Below are 25449 nucleotides of genomic sequence, written 5' to 3'. Positions count from 1 at the left end.
GAGCCTACGGCTACCGCGACGAGGAATACTTCTTCCTAAAAATCAAGGCGGCGTTCCCCGGTATTCCTCGTTGAACCTTTTTCTTTGCGCCGTCAGGCGCGATTGCCGAACATGCCCTGCAGCATGCTCAGCCCCTGCGCGAGGACGTCTTCGCCCTCGGGGGCATTGCCGCTGGGCGTCGCGTGATCGATGAGGGCCGGCAGCGCCGAAGCGAGTCCGCTGGCAACCGCGTCGGTACTCAGGCCGAACCGGCCGGCCAGGTCGGACAGTGTGTCCTGCCCCAGCGCGTTGGCCAGGTGGGCGGGTGAGACGGACTCATTTGCGCCGGTGCCGACCCACGACGCAGCCTGCGAACCAAGGCCGCCCGCCTGCAGCTTGCTCAGCAGGCCGGATAGACCTCCCGACTGCGTCAGCAGCAACATCGCGATTTGCAGGATGGGGCTGGCGCCTTGCTGCCCGTCGTTGCCCTGCTGTTGTTGGCCACCAAGCACGCTGCCCAGTACGCTGGCGCCGAGTTGATCAAGCAGTCCCATAATTTCCTCCAGAGATATGTGGGTGTTCAGATGCGTATTCCGCACTGAGGACGCCACTTTGAAGGCGAATCCGCGTCGATGTCTTGATCGAGATGCGTCAGTCTGGCGCTCGTCCTCTAGAATGCTCGATATAGTCCATATCCCCACAAAAGCGAGTTTTCATGGATCAGAACGAACTCAAGCGCGCCGTGGCCCAGGCCGCGCTGGCCTACGTGCCGGAAGGGCAGATCATCGGGGTTGGTACGGGTTCGACCGCCAATTTCTTCATCGAGGGTCTGGCCAGCATCCGCGATCGCATTCGCGGCGCTGTGGCCAGTTCGGAAGCCAGCGCGCAGCGCTTGCGCGTGCACGGCATTCCGCTGTTCGACCTTAACGATGTCGAAGGGCTGTCCGTGTATGTCGACGGTGCCGATGAAGTCGACGGCGGCCTGTGCATGATCAAAGGGGGCGGCGCCGCCCTGACGCGCGAGAAGATCGTTGCCGCAGCATCCAGCAAGTTCGTGTGCATCTGCGATGCGTCCAAGCGCGTCGACGTGCTGGGGCGCTTTCCGCTGCCGGTGGAAGTCATTCCGATGGCGCGCGAATTGGTCGCACGTGGGCTGGCCGAATTGGGTGGCCGCCCCAAGGTTCGCGAAGGTGTCATCACCGACAATGGCAACGTCATCATCGATGTGCATGGCTTGTCGATCACTGCGCCGGCCGAACTGGAGGCGCGCATCAATAATATGCCGGGCGTGGTGACCAACGGCATCTTCGCTCTGCGCCCTGCCGATGTATTGTTGCTGGGCAGCGAGAGTGGGGTCCAGACCCTGTCACTGCGCTGAAATATTGCCTTCATGTAAGACGGGCACACTGGCAGCATTGCCAATACCTCGCCTCGCGCGAAAGCCATGGAAAATTCCGGAGCACTACAAATGAGCGAACATACTGTCCGCCAGTACGACATCGAGCTGGATAACATCCGCACTCGCGTGCTGCAGATGGGTGGCTACGTCGAACAGCAGGTCGTCCAGGCGCTCGAAGGCCTGCTCGAGGGCGACCTCAACGTGATCGACCGTGTGATCGGCAACGATCACCGCGTCAATGAACTCGAGGTCGAGCTCGACGAAGCGATCGCGCAGATCATCGCCAAGCGTCAGCCGGCGGCAGGCGACCTTCGCTCGATTCTGTCTGTGTCGAAGGTCGTGACCGACCTGGAGCGCATCGGCGACGAGGCCAAGAAAATCAGCAAGGTTGCCAAGCTGGTGTACGAGACGGCGGCCGTCGCGGCCACCCCGCGCGTTCAACTGCGCCACATCGGAGGTCTGGCGATCGACCTGCTGCGCCGTTCGCTGGACGCGTTTGCCCGCCTGGACATCGATTCTGCCGGCGAAGTCTGCAAGCTCGATAAGGAGGTCGATGCCGAATTCAAGGCGGTGATGCGTCAGCTCATCACGTTCATGATGGAAGATCCGCGCACGATATCGCGCGGCATCGATCTGCTGTTCGCCGCCAAAGCCATGGAGCGCGTCGGTGACCACGCCAAGAACATCGCCGAATATGTGATCTTCCAGGTTCGCGGCCGCGACGTCCGGCACGTCGGCCTCGAAGAGCTGCAGCGCGAGATTGCCAGCCCGAAGGCCTGAACTGCCACATGGAGGCAAGCCCGCCGTCGTACGGTCGGCTGCCAAGCAAAAGAAAGCGCCCGGTTTGTGCCGGGCGTTTTTTTTGTTACGTGCCTGAGCTGTTCGCGATCTCGGTCCGGAGCGCCTGTGTGAGCAGGCTGAGTCGTTCAAGCAGCGCCGAGACGAGTGTTTCCAGCGACTCCGCTTCGTGGGCCTTTGCCGCGCGCTCGAGTGCGATGGCCGCAGCTACCGTGCTACGGGCGCCGAAGTTGCCGACCGCGCCTTTCGCGGTGTGTGCGGTAGCGTAGAGCGTGTCGAAATCCGTTTCCGCCAATGCTTTGCGAAGGGTCTTTTCGATGCGTTCGCTGTCCGTGACGAATACCCCGGCGACCTCATGCATGAGGCGCACGTCGCCACCAATCTGTTGCAGCATCCATTCGCGGTCGAATGGTCTGTCGTCCGTCGTTGGCTCATGCGCATGATTCGCTGACATGATCGGTGTCCGCACCGCGCGCGGCACGACACGCGCCAACTCATCCGCGAGTTGCGCGACGAGGATCGGTTTGGCCAGATAACCGTCCATGCCGGCGTCGAGGCAACGCTCGCGGTCGCCGTGCATTGCATGGGCGGTCATGGCAATGATCGGCATGTGAGCCATGCCTTCGTCGTGCTCCAGTTCGCGGATGGCAAGAGTGGCTTCGATGCCGCTCATGATGGGCATCTGCACGTCCATGAGGATGGCGTCGAAGGCCGGGCCGGTACGTCGGGCATCGAGCGCGTCGCGCCCATTGCCGACAATCGTGACTTCGTGCCCGAGCTTGGCGAGCATGCGTTGCGCCAGGGTCTGGTTGACCGGATTGTCCTCCGCCAGCAGGAGCGAGAGCGACACACTTGGCCCTGCGCTGACGGCGGTGTGTGGTGCCGTCTCGGCGGCGACCGAAGAGCCGGTTGCGGTGACGAAACGGGCCGTGAAGTAGAACGTGCTGCCCTGGCCGGGTTCGCTTTCCACCCAGATACGCCCGCCCATCGCACTGACCAATCGTGCGCAGATTGCCAGCCCCAGGCCCGTGCCGCCGAAGCGGCGCGTCGTGGAGCTGTCTGCCTGCGAAAACGCATCGAAAATGATGGTCTGCTTTTCGATCGGAATGCCGATGCCGGTGTCGCTGACGGCAAAGCGCAGTAGTACGTTGTCAGCGCGGTGCTCGAGCATTTCCACCGAAAGATGAACTTCGCCGTGCTCGGTGAACTTAAGCGCGTTGGCGAGCAGGTTGAGCAATACCTGGCGCAGGCGATAGGGGTCGCCACTGATGAGGGGCGGGATCTCGGGCGCGACGCTCAGGTCCATGTCCAGATGCTTTTCCTGGGCGCGAGCCCGCAAGGTATGGACCGTGGCGGTGCAACTGTCTTCAAGATTGAACGGCAGTTGCTCGAAGTGCATGTGGCCGGCTTCGATCTTCGAGAAGTCCAGCACGTCGTTGATGATCGCCAGCAATGCCTCGGCGGAGCTATGCACCAGCGACAGATACTCGCGCTGCTCGGTGGTGAGATCGGTGTCCAGTGTCAGGTGCGTCATGCCGATGATTGCGTTCATCGGGGTGCGGATTTCGTGGCTCATGTTGGCCAGGAAATCGCTCTTGGCCTGGTTGGCCAGTTCGGCCGTCTCCTTGGCCTGCAAGAGTTCTTGCACAAAGCGCTTGCGTTCCGAGATATCCGTGATGCACCCGAGGATGCCCGCTGCGCGGCCGTCGGCCTGGAAGAACAATGACTTCTGGTATAGCGCGTCGATTTCCACGCCCGTATGTGTGGCGATGTGCGATTCAAACGACTGCATGCCACCGGTGGCAAGCAGAGCCATATCCTTGTCGTGATGTTGGCGCGCGACCAGCGGGTCGACGAAGAGCTCGGCGGTGGTCCGGCCGAGCCAGTCGTCGCGCTTGACGTTGAAGAAGCGCTCGTAGGCCCGGTTGAAGGCGATGTATCGGCCAGCCAGGTCTTTCACGTAGATCGGATTGGGAATGGCCTCGATCAGCGATTCCATGAAGTGCAACTGATCGTGCAGCGCACTTTCGGCCTGCTTGCGGACGGTGATGTCGGTGACCGACCCCATGTAGCCCTGAAGATTGCCGCTCTCGTCGTGACGCGCACGCGCGAAGACCTCCAGCCAGCGGATGCTGCCGTCCTTGGTGCGGAAGCGGAAATGCTCGCGCAACTGCTCGACTTCGCCATGCATGAGCGGTCGGAAAGCGCGCACGATCCGGGCGTGCTCGTCCGCCGGGACGAAGTCGAAGGCGTGCTGCCCGATGCCTTCGTCCACTTCGTATTGCGTGATGTCTTTCCAGGCCGGGTTGAGGTAGGTCCAGCGGCCGTCACGGTCGGTCTCAAATACCAGTTCAGACAGAGACTCCACCACCGTCCGGAAGTGAGCCTCGGACCGGGCTAGCGCAGTCTGCTGTTCATACAAGCGCGCCGATGTCTTATTGAGCGCCTGGGCGAGCGCATCGATCTCGCGCGTCCCCGAGTCTGTAGTCAGCACGTCGCCGTAGCTGAATTCCAGGTGTTCGGCAAAACGGGTGGCGCTTCGCAAGCGTTTCATCGGGCGTCGCGCGAAGAGAAACACAGCCAGCGTTGCCACCGCCGAGGCCATCAGGCTGACCAGGATGCTGTCCAGCAAGAGCTTGTGGCGTGCAACTTCGAGCGTCTCGGTATTGAAGCGGCCACGCAACCAGCCCAGATCAGCGCCCGGCCCGATCGGTGCCCATACTTCGAGCATTCCGGGCCGACGGTGAGTGATGGCTTCGATGCCATAAGCCTGTGCGGGCGGGTCCAGTTCCGTTGCAGCAGAATCTGGCGGCGAGAGCAGGGGGCCGTTCTGTTCCCGTTCCAGTTGCGCAAGTACATGGCCGGTCGGCGTGACTACTGCCACTGCGCTAACGTCGGAGAAGACATCGGCCTTGCGCAGGATCTCTTCGATCTGAGGGATATCCCGAATCCGCAGGGCCGGCGTGACAGCCGCTCCCATGCCGGTGCTGAGCGCCTGTGCCTGGAACTGAAGACGTTGCTCGACGCGCTCTGCCTGGTAGTGCGTCGTATAGAGCGCGAAGCAAATGCTCGAGAACGTGAACAGCAGGCCGAACAGTACGGCGAGCTGGGAATGGAGCCGTCCGGGAAGGAGGCACCGCAGAAAGTGAAGTCGATGACTCATTGTCTCGGTTGCACGGCTCGAAAAGTGTTTACTCTGCGGGTTATCCAGAATCCGATATACTGGCGCTCGCCGCTCTTTGCAACACGGCGCCGCGCCTTCTCAAGCCGCTAGCGTTACCCATCCTTCATGGTGCCGGGCTCGGCGAATCCTGTATCTAAAGAAGACGACCTAGACACACAAATTTGCAGGTTTCGCCCCAGACAGCATTTTGCTGCTCTGCACATCGCTTTTTCCGACAGTTCTACCAATACTTACTTGCCGCGCGTTGTGCGGGATTTTCAGAATTGACTTTGCTCAACAGAACATTGACCTGCAATGTCGAAACTGTCGCCCGGAATTTTTCTTACAGGGCGAAAGCCTTGCGGCTCGGGGGTTTCGGCCTTCCGATTAGTCGCTTGTATGATCGCATAATGCACTTGTATGATGGCGGCGCCGAGTAGTACTATCGGCTCAGCTATTCTGGTTTACCTGTACAAGCCGGATGTGACCGGTAAGTCGTTGCCAGAAGTCGTAGTTCATCCCTAGGAGGACAAGATGAGGTTTTACTCTCGCAAGTTTGCGGTGACAGCAGCGTCAGTTGCCGTCGCAGCAATGCTGCCGGCAATCGCTGCTGCGTTCACGCAAGCGCCGATGCTGGATCAGAACAAGCAGCTGCCGCCGGTTGACCAGCGCCTGCCGGAGAAGCCGCTGGTTATCAAGCCGATCGCCAGCAACGGCGTGTACGGCGGGACGCTTCGCACGGTCATGCGCGGCAACGCCGACGGCAACGGCATTCTGCGCACGATCGGCCCGCAAGGCCTGACGCACTGGACGCAAGACATTCAGGGCGTCGAGCCGTACGTTGCCGAGAGCTACACGGTGAGCCCGGACGCTGCGGAATACACCTTCAAGCTGCGCAAGGGCATGAAGTGGTCGGACGGTACGCCGTTTACCGCCGACGACATCGTCTTCGCGATGAACGACGTTGTGCTGAACAAGGAAATGTTCCCGCAGACGCCGAGCGCCTACCTCGTCGGCGGCAAGGCTCCGAAGGTCACGAAGGTTGACGACTACACCGTCAAGTTCGAATTCCCGGCTGCCAACCTGTCCTTCCCGGAAACGCTGGCGACCCCGCTGGGCCAACATCCGACGCTGTACCAGAAGAAGTACTGCTCGCAATTCCATCCGGCGTACAACAAGAACGTCCAGGCCGAATTCGCCAAGGCCAACGTGAAGGATTGGCCGTCGCTGATGCGCGCCAAGTGCTCTGACATCGAGCTGCCCTCGCGCTGGAGCACCACTGAGCGTCCGTCGATCGATCCGTGGCTGATCAAGGAGCCGTACGGCGGCGCCGTGACCCGCGTGGTCATGGAACGCAACCCGTACTACTGGCAGGTCGACCCGGCCGGCAAGCAACTGCCGTACATCGACCGTATTCAGTACGCAGTCGTGTCCGACCTGCAGGCCATCATCCTGGCGGCAACCAATGGTCAATATGACATCGAAGCCCGCCTGCTGGGCAGCGACGTGACCAGCCGTCCGCTGCTGCTGAAGAACCAGCAGAAGGGTGGCTACAAGGTGTTCGGCCAGACCAGCGCGAACGCTAACGCCGCCGGCCTGTGGCTGAACCAGACCACCAAGAACGACAAGCTGCGCAAGCTGATGGTCCAGCACGACTTCCGCCAGGCGCTGTCGCTGGCCATGGATCGTGAAGAGATCAACAAGGTGGCCTGGCTGGGTCAAGCTGCTCCGTGGCAGAGCGGTCCGTTCAAGGAATCGAAGTGGTACAACGAAAAGCTGGCCACTCAGTACCTGAAGCTGGACCTCGCGCAAGCCAACCAGATCCTGGATCGCCTGGGCCTGACCAAGCGTGACGCCGATGGCTATCGCACGTATCCGGACGGCGGCCGCGTGTCGCTCGACGCGATCGTGATGATCGACCGTCAAGCCATGGTGCAAACGCTCGAACTGATCCGCCGTCAATGGCAAAAGGCCGGTATCGAGCTGGTGATCAAGGGTTCGGAACGCTCGCTGTTCTACAACCGCGCGACCGCCAATGAGTACGACATCTCGATCGACGTCTTCCCGGGCGGTCTGGATGCCACGCTCAATCCGCGTACCTACGTTGCGGTCCACCCGCTGGAGTCCCGCATGAGCCTGGAATGGGCCAAGTGGTACCTGTCGGGCGGCAAGCAAGGCATCGAGCCGAACGAAAGCATGAAGAAGCGCATGGCCCTGTACGACCAGTTCGTCGCGGCCAAGACCCAGTCGCAAGCGCTGAGCCTCTTCAAGCAGATCCTGCAGATCTCTGCGGACGAGTTCGAAGTCATCGGCACGGTCCGTCCGGCTGTGATCTCCTCGCTGCGCAGCCTCAAGCTGCAGAACGTCAACGAGAAGATGCCGTTCGGCTGGCCGTATGCCACGCCGAGCCTGTCGCTGCCGCAGCAGTGGTACTTCACCAAGTAATGCCGAAAGCCTAGCTGTTTGAGGCGCCGTCCCCGGAGCGATCCGGGGACGGGTTGCGGGGGACGCAGTAAGTTAAGTCCCGGAATCGCTGTGGCGAGCTGCCGCAGTCGTTACAACCATTCCGGGACTTAATTGGGTCACCGTCAGGTTTTTTATCAGCTTTAATCTTAGCGAGAGCTTAATCGTGCTTTCTTTCATATTCAGGCGCTTTCTGTCGGCCATTCCATTCTTCATCCTGGTATCGCTGACGGTATTTGTGATCATCCAGTTGCCCCCGGGCGACTACGTCGACAGCTGGGCGGCCCAGATGTCGGCCTCGGGCTCCACCGTTGATGCGGTGATGATGGCCAACGAGCGCGCTCGTCTCGGCCTCGATCAGCCGATGATCGTCCAGTATGTTCGCTGGATCTCGGACATCGTCCTGCATGGCGACTTTGGCCGTTCCTTTACCTGGAACCAGGCCGTCTCCGAACTGATCGGCGAAAGCATGGGCTACACCGTTCTGATGACGGTCGGTTCGCTTTTCCTGTCGTGGATGATTGCGCTGCCCATCGGCGTCTATTCCGCCGTCAAGCGTTATTCGGTCGGTGACTACGCTTTCACCTTCATCAGCTTTGTGGGCCTGGCGATTCCGCCGTTCCTGCTGGCGCTGATCCTGATGTACCTGGTGAAGGAGTACACCGGCCAGGTCCTCTCGGGTCTGTTCTCCGAAGAGTTCCAAGGCCAGAACGTGCCCTGGTCGTTCGCCAAGTTCTTCGATCTGTGCAAGCACTTGGTCATCCCCGTGATCATCATCGGTATCTCGGCGTCCGCCAGCCTGATCCGGATCATGCGCGCCAACCTGATCGACCAGCTCTCGCAGCCGTACGTCGTGACCGCGCGCGCCAAGGGCCTGACCGAGAGCCGTCTTCTCTTCAAATACCCGGTGCGCGTGGCGCTGAACCCCTTCGTCAGTACGCTGGGTTCGGTTCTGCCAACGCTGGTGAACGGCGGTACGACGGTGTCGATCGTGCTGTCGATGCCGACCGCGGGCCAGATGCTCTACAACGCACTGCTCGTGCAGGATATTTATTTGTCTGGCGCCTTGCTGCTGTTGATCTGTCTGCTGACCGTGGTCGGTACGCTGATCTCCGACATTCTGCTGGCCATTCTTGACCCCCGCATTCGGATGGATTGATTGAAAAATGAGTGAGACGACAGCTACGACCGCTCAGGTCAATATGAGCAACCTGCGCGGTGGCATTGAGTACGCCTCGCAGTGGAAGCTGATGTGGTATCGCTTCAAGAAGCACCGCCTGGCCCTCATCAGCGCCATCGTTGTGTTGCTCGTGTACATGGTGACGATGTTCGCCGAGTTCTTTGCCCCGACCAATCCAGAAGGGCAAGCGGACGATCCGGCATCCGACATGCGCACGGCCGACTTCGCGGCACACCCGCCGCAGATGCTGCACCTGTGGGACAACGGTTCGTTCCGCCCGCACGTGATCCTGAAGAAGCAGGACCGCGATCCGGAAACGCTCGAACTGAAGTTCGTGCCGTTCAAAAAGGTCGACGTCGGCTTCTTCGTGCGCGGTTCCCAGTCCTACAGACTGCTCGGCATCGAATCGAATCTGCACTTCTTCGGTCCGAAGAACCCGAATGATCGTATGTTCCTGTTGGGCGCCGACGAGTCGGGTCGTGACCTGCTGACGCGTATTCTGTTCGGTGGCCGCTTCACGATGGCGCTGGGTCTGTTCGGCGTGTTCCTGAGCATGGTGCTGGGGATCATCTTCGGCGGTATCTCGGGCTACTACGGCGGCAAGATCGACTGGGCCATCCAGCGTATTGTGGAGTTCATCATCTCGTTGCCGACCATTCCTATCTGGATGGGGATGGCCGCAGCCCTGCCGAAGAACTGGCCGCCGCACATCCAGTACTTCGCCATCACCGTGATCATTTCGCTGATCGGCTGGACCTCCTTGGCGCGCGTGGTGCGCGGTCGCTTCCTGGCGATGCGTACTGAAGTGTTCGTGGTGGCAGCCAAACTGGACGGCTGCAGCGAAGGTCGCGTGATCTTCCGTCACATGCTGCCGTCGCTGGCGAGCCACATCATCGCAGCCGTGACGCTGGCGATCCCGAACATGATCATTGCGGAAACGTCGCTCAGCTTCCTCGGCCTGGGTCTGCAACCGCCGGCGATGAGCTGGGGCGTGCTGCTGCAAAGCGCGCAGAAGATCAATGTGCTCGACAGCATGCCGTGGCTGCTGCTGCCCGGTGCGGCGGTGGTGATTTCCGTGCTGGCGCTGAACTTCATGGGTGATGGCCTGCGTGACGCTGCCGACCCGTACGCCCACTGATCCATTACGCAGAGTCTAGAAAATGGTTGATAACGTGAATACCGTCGCAGCGCCGAACGCCAGCGACATCATCCTGGATGTGCGTAATCTCCAGACGCACTTCGGTACGGGCGACCGCGCCGTGCGCGCAGTCGATGACGTCAGCTTCCGCATGCAGCGCGGCAAGACGCTGTGTATCGTCGGTGAGTCCGGCTCCGGCAAGACCGTGGCCGCTCGCTCGATCCTGCAGATCGTCGACTTTCCGGGCCGCATCATGGGCGGTCAGATGCTCTACAACCCGGGCGAAAAAGGCACGGGCGTGGTCGATCTGGCCAAGCTGCATCCGCGTGGCAAGGAAATCCGCTCCATTCGCGGTCACCAGATCGCGATGATCTTCCAGGAGCCGATGACTTCGCTGTCGCCGATCCACACGATCGGCAATCAGATCACCGAAGCCATCCTGCTGCACCAGAAGGTGGATCACGCCGAAGCACGCGCACGCGCCATCGAACTGTTGCGCCGCGTCGAGATCCCCAACCCGGCCGTCGCGATCGACAAGTACACGTTCGAATATTCGGGCGGTATGCGTCAGCGCGCGATGATCGCCATGGCGCTGGCCTGCAACCCGAACATCCTGATTGCCGACGAACCGACGACGGCGTTGGACGTGACGACGCAGGCCGAAATCCTGGCGCTCATCAAGGAACTGCAACAGGCGTACGGCATGTCGGTTCTGTTCATCACGCACGACATGGGTGTGGTGGCGGAAATCGCCGACGAAATCGGCGTGATGCGCAACGGCAAAATGCTCGAATTCGGGCCGGCGGAGCAGATTTTCTACAACGCGCAGAACGAGTACACCGGCCAGTTGATCGATTCCGTACGCAAGCTCGAAACCTCGGCGCGCAAGGCTCGCAAGAGCACCGTGACGACGACCAAGCTGCTGGAAGTCCGCAACCTGTCCAAGGTCTATCCGGGCCGTAAGTCCTTCATCAAGGGCACGACCAGCGCTCCGTTCAAGGCGCTCGACAACGTGTCGATCGACCTGTACGAAGGCGAAAACCTGGGCGTGGTGGGCGAATCCGGTTCGGGCAAGACGACGCTGGGCAACTGCATCATCCGCGTGCTGTCGACGTCGGGCGGCGAAATGCACTACAACGCCTCGTCGGGTCAGGTCATTGACCTGGCCAAGTCCAGCAAGCACGAAATGCAGCATATCCACCGTGAAATGCGCATGGTCTTCCAGGATCCGTTCGCTTCGCTGAACCCGCGCATGACGATCGGCCAGATTGTTGGCGAGCCGCTGCTGGTCAACGGCCAGCTCAAGGGCAGAGCGCTGCGTGATCGCGTGGCTGAACTGCTGGCCATGGTGGGTATGCCGTCGCTCGCGATGGACCGCTACCCGCACGCGTTCTCGGGCGGTCAGCGTCAGCGCATCGGCGTGGCACGTGCCCTGGCACTGAACCCGCGACTGATCATCGCCGACGAGCCGACCTCCGCACTGGACGTGACGCTGCGTTCGCAAGTTCTGGATCTGCTGCTGGACCTGCAGGAGAAGCTCAAGCTCTCCTTCATCTTCATCAGCCACGACATCGGCGTGATCCGTTACTTCTGCGACCGCGTGGCCGTGATGTACAAGGGCCAGGTGGTAGAAACCGGCCCGGCAGACAAGATCTGCTCGAACCCGGAGCACCCGTACACGAAGGCGCTGATCTCGGCCGTGCCGGGTACGCACCCGCGTGACAAGCGCATCGTCAATCGTCACCGCTACATCGTCGACGGCAAGAACGCGCTGGCAGGTTCTTGATCTGCTTCTGCTGCAATGAAAAAGGGCTGCGAGAAATCGCAGCCCTTTTTTGTGCCCGGCGGTTTCGTATATTCACGCCATGTGTTGTGCGTGCTGTGCCAGGGCTTGGTGCGAGTGTTCGGACATGACAAGCACCAGCTTCTGCGTGGCACGGGTGGCGCCGACAAAGAGCTTGTGAAGGCTGATCTCGTCGGTGGTGTCGAATTCGATCTCGGTCAGGATGACGCACGGACAGCTCTGGCCTTTGAAGCGATAGACCGTCTCCAGCAGCAGCTCACCATCGCTGAATATGGGACTCCCGAGCATGTCGTACTGACCGGTGAATTTCTTCAGGCGATTGGATCCCAATTGCTCGAGGGCCATCAGCGCTGACTTGTCGCGGCCCTTGAAACTGATGATCGCGATCATGTCGCGACGAAAGCCGGCACCCAGGCATTCGGTGACTGCGCGTCGCGTCGCTTCCGAGAGGCCCGTTTCATCAGTGTAAGTCTTCACGCTCATGCCGCCGCTGCGCAGCGGACTGCCACTGTGCGTAATGTGAGTCAAGCCAAGCAACTCAGTGATTTGCGACAGCATGTCGCCCGGCGTACGGTAGTTCGTGTCGGATCGGATGCGTACCCAATCTGCCAATGCCACGCTTTCGCGCTTGTAGAGTCTCTGCATCGGGTCTTCGAGCCACCAGGCCCGGCCTTCCGGCCGCAGCAAGCGAATCAGGTTGTCGAACCACGCAGGTTCAAAATCCTGCCCCTCGTCGACGATCAGCTCGTCGAACTGCCACGCGGAAAGATCCGCCTCTGCAGGGAAGGGCGCTCCGATCCGGTCGAAAGAGTCGGCTGATGAGTAGTCGGGCGTCACACCCAGGCTCCGCGTCACCCTGCTGCAAAGGTGGTGATACGTCGCCACGGTGGCCTCTGGCGGCACGATGGTGGCAATGTGGTCGGCCAATGGCCGGTTGTAGCAGACGTAGAGTACGCGTCGGCCGGCACGGACACCGTCTTCCAGTGCCGCAAGCGCCAACTGTGTCTTACCGGAGCCTGCAGTGCCGACGACGTGCAGCCGATGCGGCATGCATTCGATTTGCCGGGCCCAGTGCGCTAGTCCGCCTGATAGACGCGTGTAGAGCTGGTCAGCCTGGTTGACGAAGGCGCGCACGTCCGGGGCTAGGGATAGTTCGTTGCTGAAGAAACGGCACACCTTTGTGACCGCATCCGGGGATTCGAAATCGGCCGGCAGCAACTGCTGTATCGCGTGGCAGAGCATTTCGCGTCTGGGGGCGTCGACGATCCGCTCCGGCAGGACGCCAACCGTTCCCGGGTCGCGGATCGTGTAGTCAGGGCAGTAGAGCAGGGCGTCTATGCGAACAGAACGCCCCGGCGCGAGCTCGCGCGAGAGGCGTTGTCGAAGTGCATCCGCGGCTTGCGCCATATTGGACACAAGCGATCTGGTGGACTTGTCGAACGGGCCGGGCCCGTTCGCCGGTACTTCGCGCAAGAACCCGTTTTTCTGCTCGATGAGCAGAACATCTCCCGCTGGCGATACAACGACAAAGTCGACGTCTCCCACCATCAACGAGCCCTGCTGGAGGCGAGTCCAGTGCACGCCGTGGAAGACGGTGAACGACGCGGGCAGGTTTTTCTCGAATAGACTCAGCGTTTCGATCTCTCTCGCCGCCGCGCCAACGGCGGTCAGTTCTCGCCAGCCGTCAGGAATGATTCGCGCCACTGCTTCTCTCCGCAATGGATTGGGATGGGGAATCTTATGACATCGTGGCGCGGGAGTGCATTGATCGGCACCCGCTCGGCGCGCGTGCAACAAAAAAGCCGCATCCCCAAGCGAGGATGCGGCTCTTATGCGGCGCCCAAGCGCCGTTGTCTGGTGGGCCCCCCGAGAGTCGAACTCGGCACCAACGGATTCCGGTTTGTGTGACTTTCGCCACTCCCTGGACTATGCCTTCACCATAGCGTGTGCCTTAGGTGGGTGCCGTCTAGTCTCTACACCTTCAACGGCGCGGATGCGCCGAAGCTTGGCTCGGCGTTGCCCTATGCCGGAGAGGCACTTAGGTTTCGCCGAATTTGACACCATCCCGTGCATCGTTTCCGTATGCACGGCACTCTTTGCGGGCATTTGCGACGGATCGCGTCGTGCCCTGCGAATGAGTCCGCTGCTCTAACCAGGCATGAGCTAGAGGCCCTGGAACTGCTTCATGACAAGGGCATGCTGCTGCCTCGTCATGAAAAGCCCGGATCGGCGAACCGGTCCGGGCGGGAAGTGTATCAGCCTTCGCCGTCGAGGAAGCTGCGCAGCTTCTCGGAGCGCGACGGATGGCGGAGCTTGCGCAATGCCTTGGCTTCGATCTGGCGAATACGCTCACGCGTGACGTCGAACTGTTTGCCGACTTCTTCCAACGTGTGGTCGGTATTCATCTCGATACCGAAGCGCATGCGCAGGACCTTGGCTTCACGCGGCGTGAGCGAATCGAGGATCTCGGCGGTGACTCCCTTGAGCGACGAATACATCGCGGCGTCCGCCGGAGCCAGCGTGGCGGTGTCTTCGATGAAGTCGCCCAGGTGCGAATCGTCGTCGTCGCCGATGGGTGTTTCCATCGAGATCGGCTCCTTGGAGATCTTCAGGATCTTGCGGATCTTGTCTTCCGGCATCTCCATCTTGATCGCCAACGTTGCCGGATCCGGCTCTTGCCCCGTCTCTTGCAGGATCTGGCGGGAGATGCGGTTCATCTTGTTGATCGTCTCGATCATGTGAACCGGGATACGGATCGTGCGTGCCTGGTCGGCGATCGAGCGCGTGATGGCCTGGCGGATCCACCACGTGGCGTACGTCGAGAACTTATAGCCACGACGGTATTCGAACTTGTCCACCGCCTTCATCAGGCCGATGTTGCCTTCCTGGATCAGGTCGAGGAACTGCAGGCCGCGGTTGGTGTACTTCTTCGCGATCGAGATCACCAGACGCAGGTTGGCTTCGGTCATCTCACGCTTGGCGCGGCGCATTTTCGCTTCGCCGGTGGACATCTGCTTGTTGATGTCCTTGAGGTCCTTGAGCGAAATCTGGATGCGTTCCTGCAGGTCGATCAGCTTCTGCTGCTCTTCCAGCACTGCCGGCTGCATGCGGATCAGCGTTGCCACGTAAGGTGCGCCGGTAGCGATCTCGCCCTTGAGCCAATCGAGGTTGGTTTCGTTGCCCGGGAAGGTCTTGATGAAGTGCTGGCGCGCCATGCCGGAGCGATCCACGCACAGCTCGAGAATCTTGCGTTCGTGCTTGCGCACGTCTTCCACCATGTGGCGCACCGAGTCGCACAGGCTTTCGGTGATGCGCGCGGTGAAGCGGATGTTCATCAGTTCGCCGCTGATCTGGTCGTGCAGCTTGATGTACGTCTTGTCGTGCGAGCCCTTCTTGGTCAGCGCGGGGATCATCTTCGTGTACAGGCCACGGATGACCTCGAAGCGCTCCAGCGCGTCGGCCTTGAGTTGCAGCAGTGAGGCGGATACGGCGCCACTGCCGCCATCGTCATCCTCGTCTTCTTCTTCGTCGCCGCTGTCGGATTCGACTTCTTCGTCGTCATCGGATTCGGGCATCGAGGCGGCCGCCTCTTCTTCTTCGACCGCGTTGGGGTCGACCAGGCCGTCGACCAGTTCGTCGATGCGCATCTCATCCTTGCTGACCTTGTCGGCCATGGTCAGGATGTCGGCAATAGTGGTCGGGCAGGCAGAAATCGCGATGACCATGTGCTTGAGGCCATCTTCGATGCGCTTGGCGATCTCGATTTCGCCTTCACGGGTCAGCAGTTCGACGGTACCCATTTCGCGCATGTACATGCGAACCGGGTCGGTCGTGCGGCCGAATTCGGAGTCCACCGACGCAAGCGCTTGTTCGGCTTCTTCTTCGACTTCTTCGTCGACCACGGCCGTCGGCACGCTGTCGGACATCAGCAGGTCTTCGGCAGCCGGAGCTTCGTCGAAGATCTTGATGCCCATGTCATTGAATGTCGAGATGATCGTTTCGATCTGCTCGGCATCGACCATCTCGTCTGGGAGATGGTCATTGACTTCGGCGTACGTGAGATAACCGCGCTCCTTGCCGAGCGCAATCAGCGACTTCAGGCGGGTGCGGCGAATTTCGGCGTCGGCTGCGCTCTCGGAGGGCAGCGGATCGATCGGCAGTTCTTTTTTGTCTTTCGCCCGGACGGCTTTCGCTTTGGGAACGTCTTTGCGAACTGTCTCTTTTGCTTTGGCCATTACAATCCTCGGATCACGGGCAGGAACTCTGATTTCCCCGATCGACAAATCGGGGAAACCGGCAATTTTAGCGTGGACTCAGTCTGCCTGTCCAGACTTAAGCTTCTGTTTTTCCTTGAGAAGCGTTTGCAGCTGCTGTAACTCTTCAGGGTTCGGGCCGCGCGACGCCATGCGTTGGTTCAACTCAGCGATGCGCGTTTCCACGGTGTGCAGACGATGCTTCAACAATAGATCGGACAACACCGTTGTGGCAGTGTCTTCCGTGTAATGATTGTTTTCGAGCGCCGACAGGAGGTCTCCGAATACCGCCTCTACTGGCGTATCGCGGAACCTTTCATAGAACATCGCCAGCGACCGTGCCTCCAGCGCGCCGTCATCGAACGCATCGAGCAGGGCGAGCAGGGCGGACTTCTCCGGGGAGTCCTCCAGGGCAAGCGCTACCTCGAACGGAACGTGCCCGCAGAGATTCGGGTATGCCGCCAGCACGCGCAGCAGCTGTCGCAACGGGCTCACGGGGCCGGTGCGGGGCGCCTGTCTTGGCGCAGCCTTGCGAGGTTTTCCCGATGCCGTCTTGAGCCCGAGCGCAGTCTCTATCTGTCCTTCAGGCAGCCCGCTGTCCTCGGCGAGCGCCCGGATCAATTGCAGGCGCAGCACCGGAGCGGCTACGCGGGGTACGAAGTCTTTTGCTACGTGCACGAGTCGTGCCCGTCCTTCGGCGGTCGTCAGATCATTGTCCTGTCGCAGTTCGCGCATCAGGAACTCGGTCAGTGGCATGGCGTCTTCGACGGCGCGGCGGAATGCCTCCAGGCCGTTTTCGCGCACATAGCTGTCCGGGTCGTGCTCTGGTGGCAAGAACAGAAACCGCACCGTCTTGTCGTCCGAGAGTTGTTCAAGGCTGGCGTCGAGTGCCCGGCGCGCGGCTTTGCGGCCTGCCGTATCGCCGTCGAAGCAGAACACGATGCGTTCGGCCTGGCGGAACAGCTTCTGGATATGCGTGGGCGTCGTGGCCGTGCCGAGCGTGGCGACGGCTGCGCCGAAACCGAACTGCGCCAGTGCTACGACATCCATGTAGCCTTCAACGACGACGACGGTGCTGCTTTCACGGATGGCCTGCCGCGCCTGCCACAGACCGTAGAGTTCGCGACCCTTTTCAAATAGCGGTGTTTCGGGCGAATTCAAGTACTTGGGTTCGCCCGCGCCGATGATGCGTCCGCCGAATCCGATGACATTGCCGCGCTGATCGAGGATCGGGAAGGTGATTCGCTCGCGGAAGCGGTCATAGCGCCGGCCTGCATCGTTCTGGATGACCAGGCCTGCCTCGATGAGTGCCGCGTCGTCATAATGGCCCGGGAACGCGTTGCGCAACGACTGCCAGTCTTCACCGGCATAGCCGATGCCGAATCGTGCCGCGATCTCGCCGGTGAGGCCGCGCTTCTTGAGGTACTCGATGGCTGCGGGGGCGGTCTTGAGCTGGCTGCGATAGAAGCGCGCGGCAGTTGCCATCACCTCGATGAGCGACTGACCGTGCGCATGTGCGGCGTGATCGAAGCGCTCTTCGTCCGGCATTTGCATGCCAACCTGGCTGGCCAGTTCCTTGACGGTGTCGCGGAACGAGGTGCCGCCGTATTCCATCAGGAAGCCGATTGCCGTGCCATGCGCCCCGCAGCCGAAGCAGTGGTAGAACTGCTTGCTCGGGCTGACGGTGAACGAAGGTGATTTCTCGTTGTGGAACGGGCAGCACGCCAGATAGTTCGCTCCTCCCTTTTTGAGTGGTACATAGCGCTCGATCACGTCGACGATGTCGACGCGCGCAAGCAACTGTTCCACGAATGAGGGTGGGATCATCGACTGCGGGTTCGTCCGGTGTGCTTGTTGCGAAGCGGGCCGCCGAGCGGCCCCGATTGCTGAATAACGGTTGGTTTCGTCGCGGGTTTACTTGCTCAGCGCGGCCTTGACCTTGGCGGATACGGCCTGCATGTCAGCGCGCCCAGCCAGCCTGCCTTTGAGCAAGCCCATGACTTTACCCATGTCCGCCGGTCCGGCTGCGCCGGTCTCGGAAACCGCGGCCGTCACGGCGGCGTCGATTTCGCCTTCCGATAGTGCGGCCGGCATATAAGCGGTCAGGACTTCCAGTTCGAGTCGTTCCGCATCGACCAGGTCCTGCCGTTTGGCGGCTTCGTACTGGGCGATCGAGTCGCGGCGCTGCTTGATGAGCTTTTCAACGATGGCGACGACAGCCGTGTCATCGAGCGTAATGCGTTCGTCGACTTCCTTCTGCTTCATTGCAGCGAGGAGCAGGCGGATGGCGCCGAGTCGCGCAGTCTCGCGCGCACGCATCGCCGCCTTCATGTCTTCATTGATCTGTTCTTTGAGCGACATTGCTGGCCTTCGAATTCGGTGGGTGTTTTGCGGCAGCGGGCCGCAAAGCGCAAAAACCCGGATACCTGACGGCTCCGGGTCTTCCTGCTCTCATCAGACCGACGCCACTGGGCGCCGGAAGATGGGAATCAGTACAGCTTGGGCGGCAGCGTTTGGCTGCGCAGACGCTTGTGCAGGCGCTTGACCGCGGCGGCCTTCTTGCGCTTGCGTTCCGACGTCGGCTTTTCGTAGAACTCGCGGGCGCGCAGTTCGGTCAGCAGACCGGCTTTTTCGATCGTGCGCTTGAAGCGGCGAATGGCGACTTCAAACGGCTCGTTTTCCTTGAGGCGTACTCCAGGCATTCCTGTTTTCCTTGCTGGCTCTGAAGAGAGTGAGTCGGCGAATATACACCGCCCTGAGCCGAAAGTGAACGTGTTTATTCGTGCCGACCTTCGTTGGCCTGTCCGGGCGGGCGATCAGTCGCGTACACTACGTGGCATGAATCACCTTGTACTCGGCATCGAATCCTCCTGCGACGAAACCGGCATCGGTCTCTATGACTCCCGCGCAGGGCTGCTTGCCCATACCGTCTTTTCGCAGATCGACATGCATGCAGCCTACGGTGGCGTGGTGCCTGAGCTGGCGTCCCGTGATCATGTGCGCCGCATCATTCCTCTGATCCGTGAGGCTATGGCGAAAGGCGGGCGCAGCCTGTCGCAGATCACCGCGATTGCGTACACCACCGGTCCGGGCCTGGCGGGCGCGCTACTGGTTGGCGCCAGCGTGGCGGAGGCGCTCGCGACGTCGTTGTCGGTGCTGGCCTTGCCCGTGCATCACCTCGAAGGGCATTTGCTGTCGCCGATGCTGGCGACTGAGCCGCCGCATTTCCCGTTCGTCGCGCTATTGGTTTCCGGCGGTCACACGCAAGTGATGCGGGTGGACGGCGTGGGCAAGTACGAATTGCTTGGCGAGAGCGTGGATGACGCCGCCGGCGAAGCTTTTGACAAGACGGCCAAACTGCTTGGGTTGCCGTATCCCGGCGGTCCCGTTCTCGCTCGTCTCGCCGCGCAGGGGGTACCGGGGCGATTCAAGCTGCCGCGTCCGATGATTCACTCCGGCGACCTCAACTTCAGCTTCAGTGGCTTGAAGACCGCCGTCCTGACGGCTGCGCGGCAACCAGGCTTTCTGCCAGATCAGCAGGCCGATCTGGCGGCTGAATTCCAGGAGGCAGTCGTCGATGTGCTGTGTGCAAAAGCGATTGCCGCCATTCGCCAAACCGGCCTCAAGCAGCTCGTGGTCGCTGGCGGCGTGGGAGCGAATGTGCGCCTGCGCGAACGGTTGCGTGACGAAATGGCTCGGCGTGGAGGCCGCGTATATTTCCCCGAACTGGAATTCTGTTCCGATAACGGCGCGATGATTGCCTTTGCGGGCGCCATGCATCTCATGGCTGGAAGGCAGCCAGCCGAGCGGGGTGGTTCATTTGCCGTTCGCCCGCGCTGGCCGCTGGCGGAAGTCAGCGGCTGATCGCTTCTTTTTTCTTGCCCAGCTTGCTCTCCGTGCCATTGAGCAAGCGCCGGATATTTTCGGCGTGCCGCCAGATCAGGACGGCGGCTAGCACGATGGTCGTTCCGACCCAGAGCGGGTCTCCCAAGACAAAGTGCGCCAGCGCAGGGGCGGCGACCGCAGCAGTCAGTGCGGCCGCCGACGAATAGCGGGACATCGCCGCGACCGCAATCCATACTGCCAGAGTCCCCAGGCCCACCAGCCAATGGATGCCGAACAAGACGCCCGCTGCCGTGGCCACGCCTTTGCCTCCTTTGAAGCGCAGGAATACCGAAAACACATGGCCGAGGAACGCCGCGATCGCCATGCCCGCGAGCAGTCGTGGCGAAAGCGCGAAGATGCCATGGGCCACCAGCGCCTTGGCGCCCCAGACCACCAGCCAGCCTTTGCCTGCATCACCCACAAGGGTGAGCAGGGCGGCAAACTTATTGCCGCTGCGCAGTACATTGGTCGCGCCGGGATTGCCGGATCCATATGAGCGCGGGTCCGAAATCCCCAGGGCGAGCGATACGATGACCGCAAAAGGGATGGAGCCGATGAGGTACGCGGCGAGCAAGGCTAGAATGCTGGTCGATGTGGCGGTCATGTTGTTGTAGTGCTGATGCGATGCGGGCGCGCGGCGCCCTGAAAGACAGGGAAATGGATTTTATCTTTGTGGAAGGTCTGCAGGTTGATGCGCGGGTAGGAATTTACCCGCGCGAGCAACTGGCTCCGCAAGCCGTGGAGATCAACCTTACTTTCGGCGTGCCCGAATCGGCAGCGGACCGCGACGACATCTCCGATACCATTGATTACGACAAGGTGGTTTCCCGCATTCGCGCTGTGCTTGCGGAACGGCATTTCAATTTGCTGGAAACACTTGGCGAATTTCTCGTAGGACTGATGTTCGAGGAATTCGGCGCGCCCTGGGTGCGGGTTTCGATCGTCAAGCTTGGTGTGCTGCGGGGCGTGCGGCGAGTTGGTGTCTATATTGAGCGCAGTCGCGAGGGCGTCGGCGTTCCACCTGCCCGCGGAAGCGGCGTCGTTTAGCTGCTTGAGTGATGTCCCGCAGAAAGCGCCCACCGCACCGAGTGTCGCTTTTGTTGTTTTTACAATCGGCTGAAAAAAATCCATCGCGCAGTCAAACGAATAAAGGCCATGAGGCGTACGCCCCATGGCCTTTCTTTTACCGGCCGCAACGATATTGCGACCAGTCGTATTACTTGATCAGCAGATCATCCAGCGTTTTGCCTTGTTCAAGTTGCTGCGAAACCCATTGCGGCTTGCGCCCACGGCCTGTCCAGGTTTGCGCGGCGTCACCCGGGTTGCGGTACTTCGGTGCCACCTTGGTTTTGGCTGCAGTGGCCTTCTTCGCCGTGCCGCGTTTGGCGCGAGGCCCTTCGGCAGCAGCCGGCTTGCCGATCACGTCATTAATGGACAGGCCCAGTTCGGCCGTCATTTTCTGGAATTTCTTGAGGAGATCACGCTTCGTGGTATCGGTGCGGCGGCTGATTTCCGTTTCGATGCGCGATTTGAGGCGCTTGAGTTCGCCAAGGGAGAGCTTGCTGAGTTCCATGTCGTCGGGCCCTTTTTGGATGGAGAGTTTGTCTCGACGTTCGCTGGTGGCCGGTGCGGTAAAGAGAATCGCAGCCGAGCGGACGTTTTATTCTGCCATCGAATATGCAGCCGACGCAAAGGGATTTACATTCGCAAATGAACCGCCATTCTTCGGGCCGGGATACCCTTGTGGTTGAATGCTCATCCGCGCGGGTGATGAACCTGATGCAGTTGTTTCAGGCGCTCGCGTGCAACGTGCGTATAAATCTGCGTGGTAGAAATGTCCGCATGGCCGAGCAAAAGCTGTACTACACGCAAATCGGCCCCATGGTTCAGCAGATGAGTCGCAAAGGCGTGGCGCAGCGTATGGGGCGAGATCAGTTCCTGGCGAATCCCCGCATCGATCGCGTAGCGCTTGATGATGTTCCAGAACATTTGCCGACTCATTGCAGTGCCAAAGCGAGTCAGGAATATCGCCTCGTCAGGCAGTTTAGCCAATGCCGGCCGCCCTTCGGCGAGATAGCGGCGCAGCCAGTCCAGGGCCCATTCGCCCAGCGGAACGAGCCTTTCCTTGCTGCCTTTGCCTATCACGCGGATGACGCCCATCGACATATCGACTTCGAAAATCTTCAGACCGACAAGCTCGGAGACCCGCAGCCCCGTGGCATAAAGGACTTCGATCATCGCTCTGTCGCGCAAGCCGAATACGCTGTTCGTATCCGGTGAATCGAGTAGAGCTTCGATCTGAGATTCGCTGAGGGTTTTCGGGAAACGCTGGGTCGCCATCGGTGGATCGATGTCCAGCGTCGGATCCGAAGCGATGCGGTTTTCAGTCAATTGAACGCGGTAATAGCGGCGCAACGCGGCCAGCACGCGGCGCTGCGTGGCCGGCTTCGAATGGCTGCTCAATTCCGTCAGATATGCGGCGATCGCATTCTTATCGGCATGCTGAATATCGCGCTGTTGCCGGCCAAGCCACTGCGCAAACAGTCGCAGATCGGAGCGATAGGCTTCGAGCGTATTTCGCGCAAGGCCATCCTGCAGCCAGACAGAGTCAACGAAATCATCGATGGCGGAAAGACTTGATTCGAATGCGCTCACAAAGCGCCCTCGTGCATGAGCAGCCAGCGCTTGGTATCGAGCAGCCATCCACTGCTGGCATGCGCGAAGCCGCCAATTCCCGATCGCGATATGACGCGATGGCAGGGCACGACGAGCGGGAACGGGTTGGCGCCGCAGGCCTGCCCGACGGCGCGTGCCACGCTGCCAAGATTTGCCGATATTTCGCCGTACGTGGTGACGGCGCCGCATGGGATGTCTGCGATCGCCTGCCATACGCGTCGCTGAAAGGCGCTTCCCCGCATTGCCAGGGGCAGCGAGAAGGGGCTCGTCGGATCGGTCAGGAATGCTTCGATCTGAACGCAGGCCTTGGCCGCCAGTACGTTATCCGGCGCCCGCAGCGGGGTGTCCGGCGGCAGGAAGGAAATCTCTTCGATGCTCTCGCCGCGGCCAGTGGCAACGCCGATCCGGCAGTGTGGTGCAGCGAGAACCGCATCGAAATGTCGAGAATGTTGGAGATTGGCGGGCGTCACTCCGCCATTATCTGCCCAGCAGGCGTTCTTTCAAATCGTCTTGAGCGGGGGTGTCACCGAGCCAGATATGCAGGAGCGCATCGAAAAAGTCTTTGCCGGCAATATCGGCGCCCTTTTGCACGTTATTGACCGTTACACGAGTGGCAGATCCCGTGAAATCGAGCGAAATTCGTGTTTTCGTCGGGGCTTTACCAATGCTCAGCATGGTGCTCTTGAGCGATTCGATGCGCGGAGCGAGCTTTTCGTATTCCGCCTTGGTCAGATTCTTGTGCAGACCGTCTACGAGCGCGTCGCTCAATTGTTCGGCAGTCAGTTCGCGCAAGGTAACCAGTTCAATGCGACGCGGCCCGAGACCCTGGTAAATGGCCGCCGGCGTATCCGCCTTCTGGGGCAAATACAGACCCATTGCATAGACCTTGAAAACGAGCTTTGTCCGCACACCACCGCCATTGAGCAGCAGTGACGAATCGTTGGCACGTATCTGGTCTTCGAACTGAATGCCTCCAATTTCGGCCGCGTGGGCGGCGGGCGTGGCGATTACTGCGCCAAGCGCCAGTGACATTACGATTGCGCGCCGTGCGTGCATGCCTTCTCTCCTTGTTGTGGTCTAGCCATACGGGTGCGTATGGCGCAGCGTACCAAAAACAAACCCTCCACGCAGGAGGGTTTGTCCCGAGTGCACCGATTGGCCGTCAGGTGGAACAGCTCATCACGCCGAAACCCGCGAGCGCGATCCCGATCCAGCACAGAACGACGCCCGGCGTGCGCATGTATTCATGTGCCCGGTTGGCCGGGACGAGTGTCCAGAACTTGTATTGCGGATAGCGGAAAAAGCCCCAGCCGGCCAGCGCCACGGCGATGCCTGCGAGGACCAGCAGAGCGCCCAATTGTCCGTGGCTCATGCGCGCACCTCTCCGTTGCCAAAGACGACCCATTTCTGGCTCGTCAACCCTTCCAGTCCCACTGGGCCGCGCGCGTGAATCTTGTCGGTCGAAATGCCGATCTCGGCCCCCAGGCCGTACTCAAAGCCATCGGCAAAGCGGGTCGAGGCGTTGATCATGACCGAAGCCGAGTCCACTTCGCGCAGGAAGCGCATGGCGTCCGTGTAGTTCTCGGTGATGATGGCGTCGGTGTGTTGCGAGCTGTAGGTGTTGATGTGCGCGATTGCCGCATCTAGTCCATCAACGACGCGCACAGCGATGATCGGTGCCGTGTATTCGGTGTGCCAGTCTTCTTCCGTCGCTGCCTTCAACAGATTGCTGTCGATGCCGGCTTCGCGAAGGACGGCCAGCGATTCAGGGCAGCCGCGCATTTCGACGGACTTGCCGGCGAGCATGCGGCCAACGTCCGGCAGGAACTGCTTGGCCACCGCGCGTGCCACCAGCAACGACTCGATTGTGTTGCACGTGCCGTAACGCTGGGTCTTAGCGTTCTCGACAATGGGCACGACCTTGGCCGGATCGGCCGCGATATCGATATACACGTGGCAATTGCCGTCCAGATGCTTGATGACCGGCACGCGCGCTTCGCGCGAAATGCGCTCGATCAGGCCCTTGCCGCCACGCGGGACGATCACGTCGACGAATTCCGGCATGGTGATCAACTCGCCTACGGCTGCGCGGTCGGTCGTTTCAATGACTTGCACGCCGGCTTCAGGCAAGCCGGCGGCCGCTAGGCCAGCACGCACGCAGGCTGCGATTGCCTGGTTCGATTGAAGCGCTTCCTTGCCGCCCCGCAGGATTGCGGCGTTGCCACTCTTCAGGCACAGGCCCGCGGCGTCGGCCGTCACGTTCGGACGTGCTTCATAGATGATGCCGATCACGCCCAGCGGCACGCGCATGTGTCCGACCTGGATGCCGGAGGGGCGGCGCTTGACATTGGTGATCTCGCCGATCGGGTCGGACAGGGCAGCAATCTGTTCCAGCCCTTGAGCCATGCTTTCAATGCTCTTCGGGGTCAGCGTCAGCCGGTCGACCATCGCAGGCTCGAGGCCATCGGCACGTGCCTGGGCCAGGTCGCGCGCGTTGGCGTCGAGAAGTTGCGGGGCACGTTGGCGGATAAGTGCGGCCATCTCGACGAGAGCCTTGTTCTTGGCGGCCGTGGAGGCTGCCGCCATCTGGCGCGAGGCGGCCCGGGCCTGGCGCCCGACCTGTTGCATATATTCTTTGATGTCCATGGTGAGGCGAACCGCTCGGTACACGGGTAATCCGCAATTAGACCACTGCTCAGGCAATGGTCCAA

The 25449-nt window shown here is 60.8% G+C and carries 22 protein-coding genes; 8 read left to right on the top strand and 14 right to left on the bottom strand.

What is annotated here, in order from left to right:
• Nucleotides 1-92 precede the first annotated feature (92 nt).
• Nucleotides 93-533: a YidB family protein gene (locus ACDA63_RS03960; protein WP_373661875.1), complete on the bottom strand. Its 441-nt coding sequence runs from the start codon at nucleotides 531-533 to the stop codon at nucleotides 93-95.
• A 161-nt stretch (nucleotides 534-694) separates the two neighbouring features.
• On the opposite strand from ACDA63_RS03960, the gene rpiA reads away from it, so the two are divergent.
• Both rpiA and phoU read left to right on the top strand, forming a co-directional pair.
• A complete protein-coding gene (gene rpiA / locus ACDA63_RS03955) occupies nucleotides 695-1357 on the top strand; it encodes a ribose-5-phosphate isomerase RpiA (protein ID WP_373661874.1) in 663 nt (220 codons plus the stop codon).
• 90 nt (nucleotides 1358-1447) lie between these two features.
• The gene (phoU, locus tag ACDA63_RS03950; protein ID WP_373661873.1) at nucleotides 1448-2158 is read left to right on the top strand and encodes a phosphate signaling complex protein PhoU; all 711 of its coding nucleotides are present in this window, start codon (nucleotides 1448-1450) and stop codon (nucleotides 2156-2158) included.
• A gap of 85 nt (nucleotides 2159-2243) precedes the next feature.
• Here the strand turns inward: phoU and ACDA63_RS03945 are convergent, their stop codons facing one another.
• The gene (locus ACDA63_RS03945; protein WP_373661872.1) at nucleotides 2244-5339 is read right to left on the bottom strand and encodes a PAS domain S-box protein; all 3096 of its coding nucleotides are present in this window, start codon (nucleotides 5337-5339) and stop codon (nucleotides 2244-2246) included.
• Between the two features lie 534 nt (nucleotides 5340-5873).
• Between ACDA63_RS03945 and ACDA63_RS03940 the strand changes: the two genes are divergently transcribed.
• From ACDA63_RS03940 to ACDA63_RS03925, 4 genes are all read left to right on the top strand, one after another.
• Nucleotides 5874-7784: an ABC transporter substrate-binding protein gene (locus ACDA63_RS03940; protein ID WP_373661871.1), complete on the top strand. Its 1911-nt coding sequence runs from the start codon at nucleotides 5874-5876 to the stop codon at nucleotides 7782-7784.
• Between the two features lie 184 nt (nucleotides 7785-7968).
• Nucleotides 7969-8961: an ABC transporter permease gene (locus ACDA63_RS03935; RefSeq protein WP_373661870.1), complete on the top strand. Its 993-nt coding sequence runs from the start codon at nucleotides 7969-7971 to the stop codon at nucleotides 8959-8961.
• 7 nt (nucleotides 8962-8968) lie between these two features.
• Entirely contained in the window at nucleotides 8969-10120 is a 1152-nt protein-coding gene (locus ACDA63_RS03930; RefSeq protein ID WP_373661869.1) for an ABC transporter permease, read from the top strand.
• 22 nt (nucleotides 10121-10142) lie between these two features.
• The gene (locus ACDA63_RS03925) at nucleotides 10143-11906 is read left to right on the top strand and encodes an ABC transporter ATP-binding protein (protein WP_373661868.1); all 1764 of its coding nucleotides are present in this window, start codon (nucleotides 10143-10145) and stop codon (nucleotides 11904-11906) included.
• A gap of 72 nt (nucleotides 11907-11978) precedes the next feature.
• Here ACDA63_RS03925 and ACDA63_RS03920 read toward each other — a convergent pair whose 3' ends face one another.
• The 5 genes from ACDA63_RS03920 to rpsU all read right to left on the bottom strand — a co-directional run bounded on the left by ACDA63_RS03920 (nucleotide 11979) and on the right by rpsU (nucleotide 18879).
• Nucleotides 11979-13628, bottom strand: coding sequence for an ATP-binding domain-containing protein (locus ACDA63_RS03920; RefSeq protein ID WP_373661867.1), 1650 nt, complete (start codon nucleotides 13626-13628; stop codon nucleotides 11979-11981).
• A gap of 551 nt (nucleotides 13629-14179) precedes the next feature.
• Nucleotides 14180-16159 (bottom strand): RNA polymerase sigma factor RpoD, encoded by a 1980-nt coding sequence (gene rpoD / locus ACDA63_RS03915; RefSeq protein WP_373661866.1) that lies wholly within the window; start codon nucleotides 16157-16159, stop codon nucleotides 14180-14182.
• A gap of 78 nt (nucleotides 16160-16237) precedes the next feature.
• On the bottom strand, nucleotides 16238-18004 hold the full coding sequence (gene dnaG, locus ACDA63_RS03910) for a DNA primase (RefSeq protein ID WP_373661865.1): 1767 nt from the start codon (nucleotides 18002-18004) through the stop codon (nucleotides 16238-16240).
• Nucleotides 18005-18091: 87 nt separating this feature from the next.
• Nucleotides 18092-18538 carry a GatB/YqeY domain-containing protein gene (locus ACDA63_RS03905; protein ID WP_373661864.1) on the bottom strand — a complete coding sequence of 149 codons (447 nt, stop codon included), beginning with the start codon at nucleotides 18536-18538 and terminating at the stop codon, nucleotides 18092-18094.
• Nucleotides 18539-18666: 128 nt separating this feature from the next.
• Nucleotides 18667-18879, bottom strand: coding sequence for a 30S ribosomal protein S21 (rpsU, locus tag ACDA63_RS03900; protein ID WP_373661863.1), 213 nt, complete (start codon nucleotides 18877-18879; stop codon nucleotides 18667-18669).
• 136 nt (nucleotides 18880-19015) lie between these two features.
• Between rpsU and tsaD the strand changes: the two genes are divergently transcribed.
• Nucleotides 19016-20041 carry a tRNA (adenosine(37)-N6)-threonylcarbamoyltransferase complex transferase subunit TsaD gene (gene tsaD, locus ACDA63_RS03895; RefSeq protein WP_373661881.1) on the top strand — a complete coding sequence of 342 codons (1026 nt, stop codon included), beginning with the start codon at nucleotides 19016-19018 and terminating at the stop codon, nucleotides 20039-20041.
• Here the strand turns inward: tsaD and plsY are convergent.
• A complete protein-coding gene (gene plsY / locus ACDA63_RS03890) occupies nucleotides 20031-20666 on the bottom strand; it encodes a glycerol-3-phosphate 1-O-acyltransferase PlsY (RefSeq protein ID WP_373661862.1) in 636 nt (211 codons plus the stop codon). The genes tsaD and plsY overlap by 11 nt on opposite strands.
• Before the next feature lie 53 nt (nucleotides 20667-20719).
• Here plsY and ACDA63_RS03885 point away from each other — a divergent pair, with 53 nt between their 5' ends.
• Complete coding sequence (locus ACDA63_RS03885) at nucleotides 20720-21109, top strand: dihydroneopterin aldolase (protein ID WP_373661861.1); 390 nt, start codon at nucleotides 20720-20722, stop codon at nucleotides 21107-21109.
• 169 nt (nucleotides 21110-21278) lie between these two features.
• Here the strand turns inward: ACDA63_RS03885 and ACDA63_RS03880 are convergent, their stop codons facing one another.
• The 6 genes from ACDA63_RS03880 to ACDA63_RS03855 form a co-directional block, all read right to left on the bottom strand.
• Nucleotides 21279-21635, bottom strand: a complete 357-nt coding sequence (locus ACDA63_RS03880) for an H-NS family nucleoid-associated regulatory protein (RefSeq protein WP_373661860.1) — start codon at nucleotides 21633-21635, stop codon at nucleotides 21279-21281.
• Nucleotides 21636-21817: 182 nt separating this feature from the next.
• Complete coding sequence (gene xerD, locus ACDA63_RS03875) at nucleotides 21818-22717, bottom strand: site-specific tyrosine recombinase XerD (RefSeq protein WP_373661859.1); 900 nt, start codon at nucleotides 22715-22717, stop codon at nucleotides 21818-21820.
• A complete protein-coding gene (locus tag ACDA63_RS03870; protein WP_373661858.1) occupies nucleotides 22714-23208 on the bottom strand; it encodes a methylated-DNA--[protein]-cysteine S-methyltransferase in 495 nt (164 codons plus the stop codon). Before ACDA63_RS03870 ends, xerD begins: the two co-directional genes overlap by 4 nt.
• Nucleotides 23209-23215: 7 nt before the next feature.
• The gene (locus ACDA63_RS03865; RefSeq protein WP_373661857.1) at nucleotides 23216-23794 is read right to left on the bottom strand and encodes a chalcone isomerase family protein; all 579 of its coding nucleotides are present in this window, start codon (nucleotides 23792-23794) and stop codon (nucleotides 23216-23218) included.
• Between the two features lie 106 nt (nucleotides 23795-23900).
• On the bottom strand, nucleotides 23901-24110 hold the full coding sequence (locus ACDA63_RS03860; protein WP_373661856.1) for a hypothetical protein: 210 nt from the start codon (nucleotides 24108-24110) through the stop codon (nucleotides 23901-23903).
• The gene (locus tag ACDA63_RS03855; RefSeq protein WP_373661855.1) at nucleotides 24107-25384 is read right to left on the bottom strand and encodes a glutamate-5-semialdehyde dehydrogenase; all 1278 of its coding nucleotides are present in this window, start codon (nucleotides 25382-25384) and stop codon (nucleotides 24107-24109) included. The genes ACDA63_RS03860 and ACDA63_RS03855 overlap by 4 nt, the downstream gene beginning before the upstream one ends.
• Nucleotides 25385-25449: the final 65 nt, after the last annotated feature.

Source organism: Uliginosibacterium sp. sgz301328, from assembly GCF_041807905.1.
Lineage (GTDB): Bacteria > Pseudomonadota > Gammaproteobacteria > Burkholderiales > Rhodocyclaceae > JBGVSA01.
This window is presented reverse-complemented; position numbering and strand designations above follow the sequence as displayed.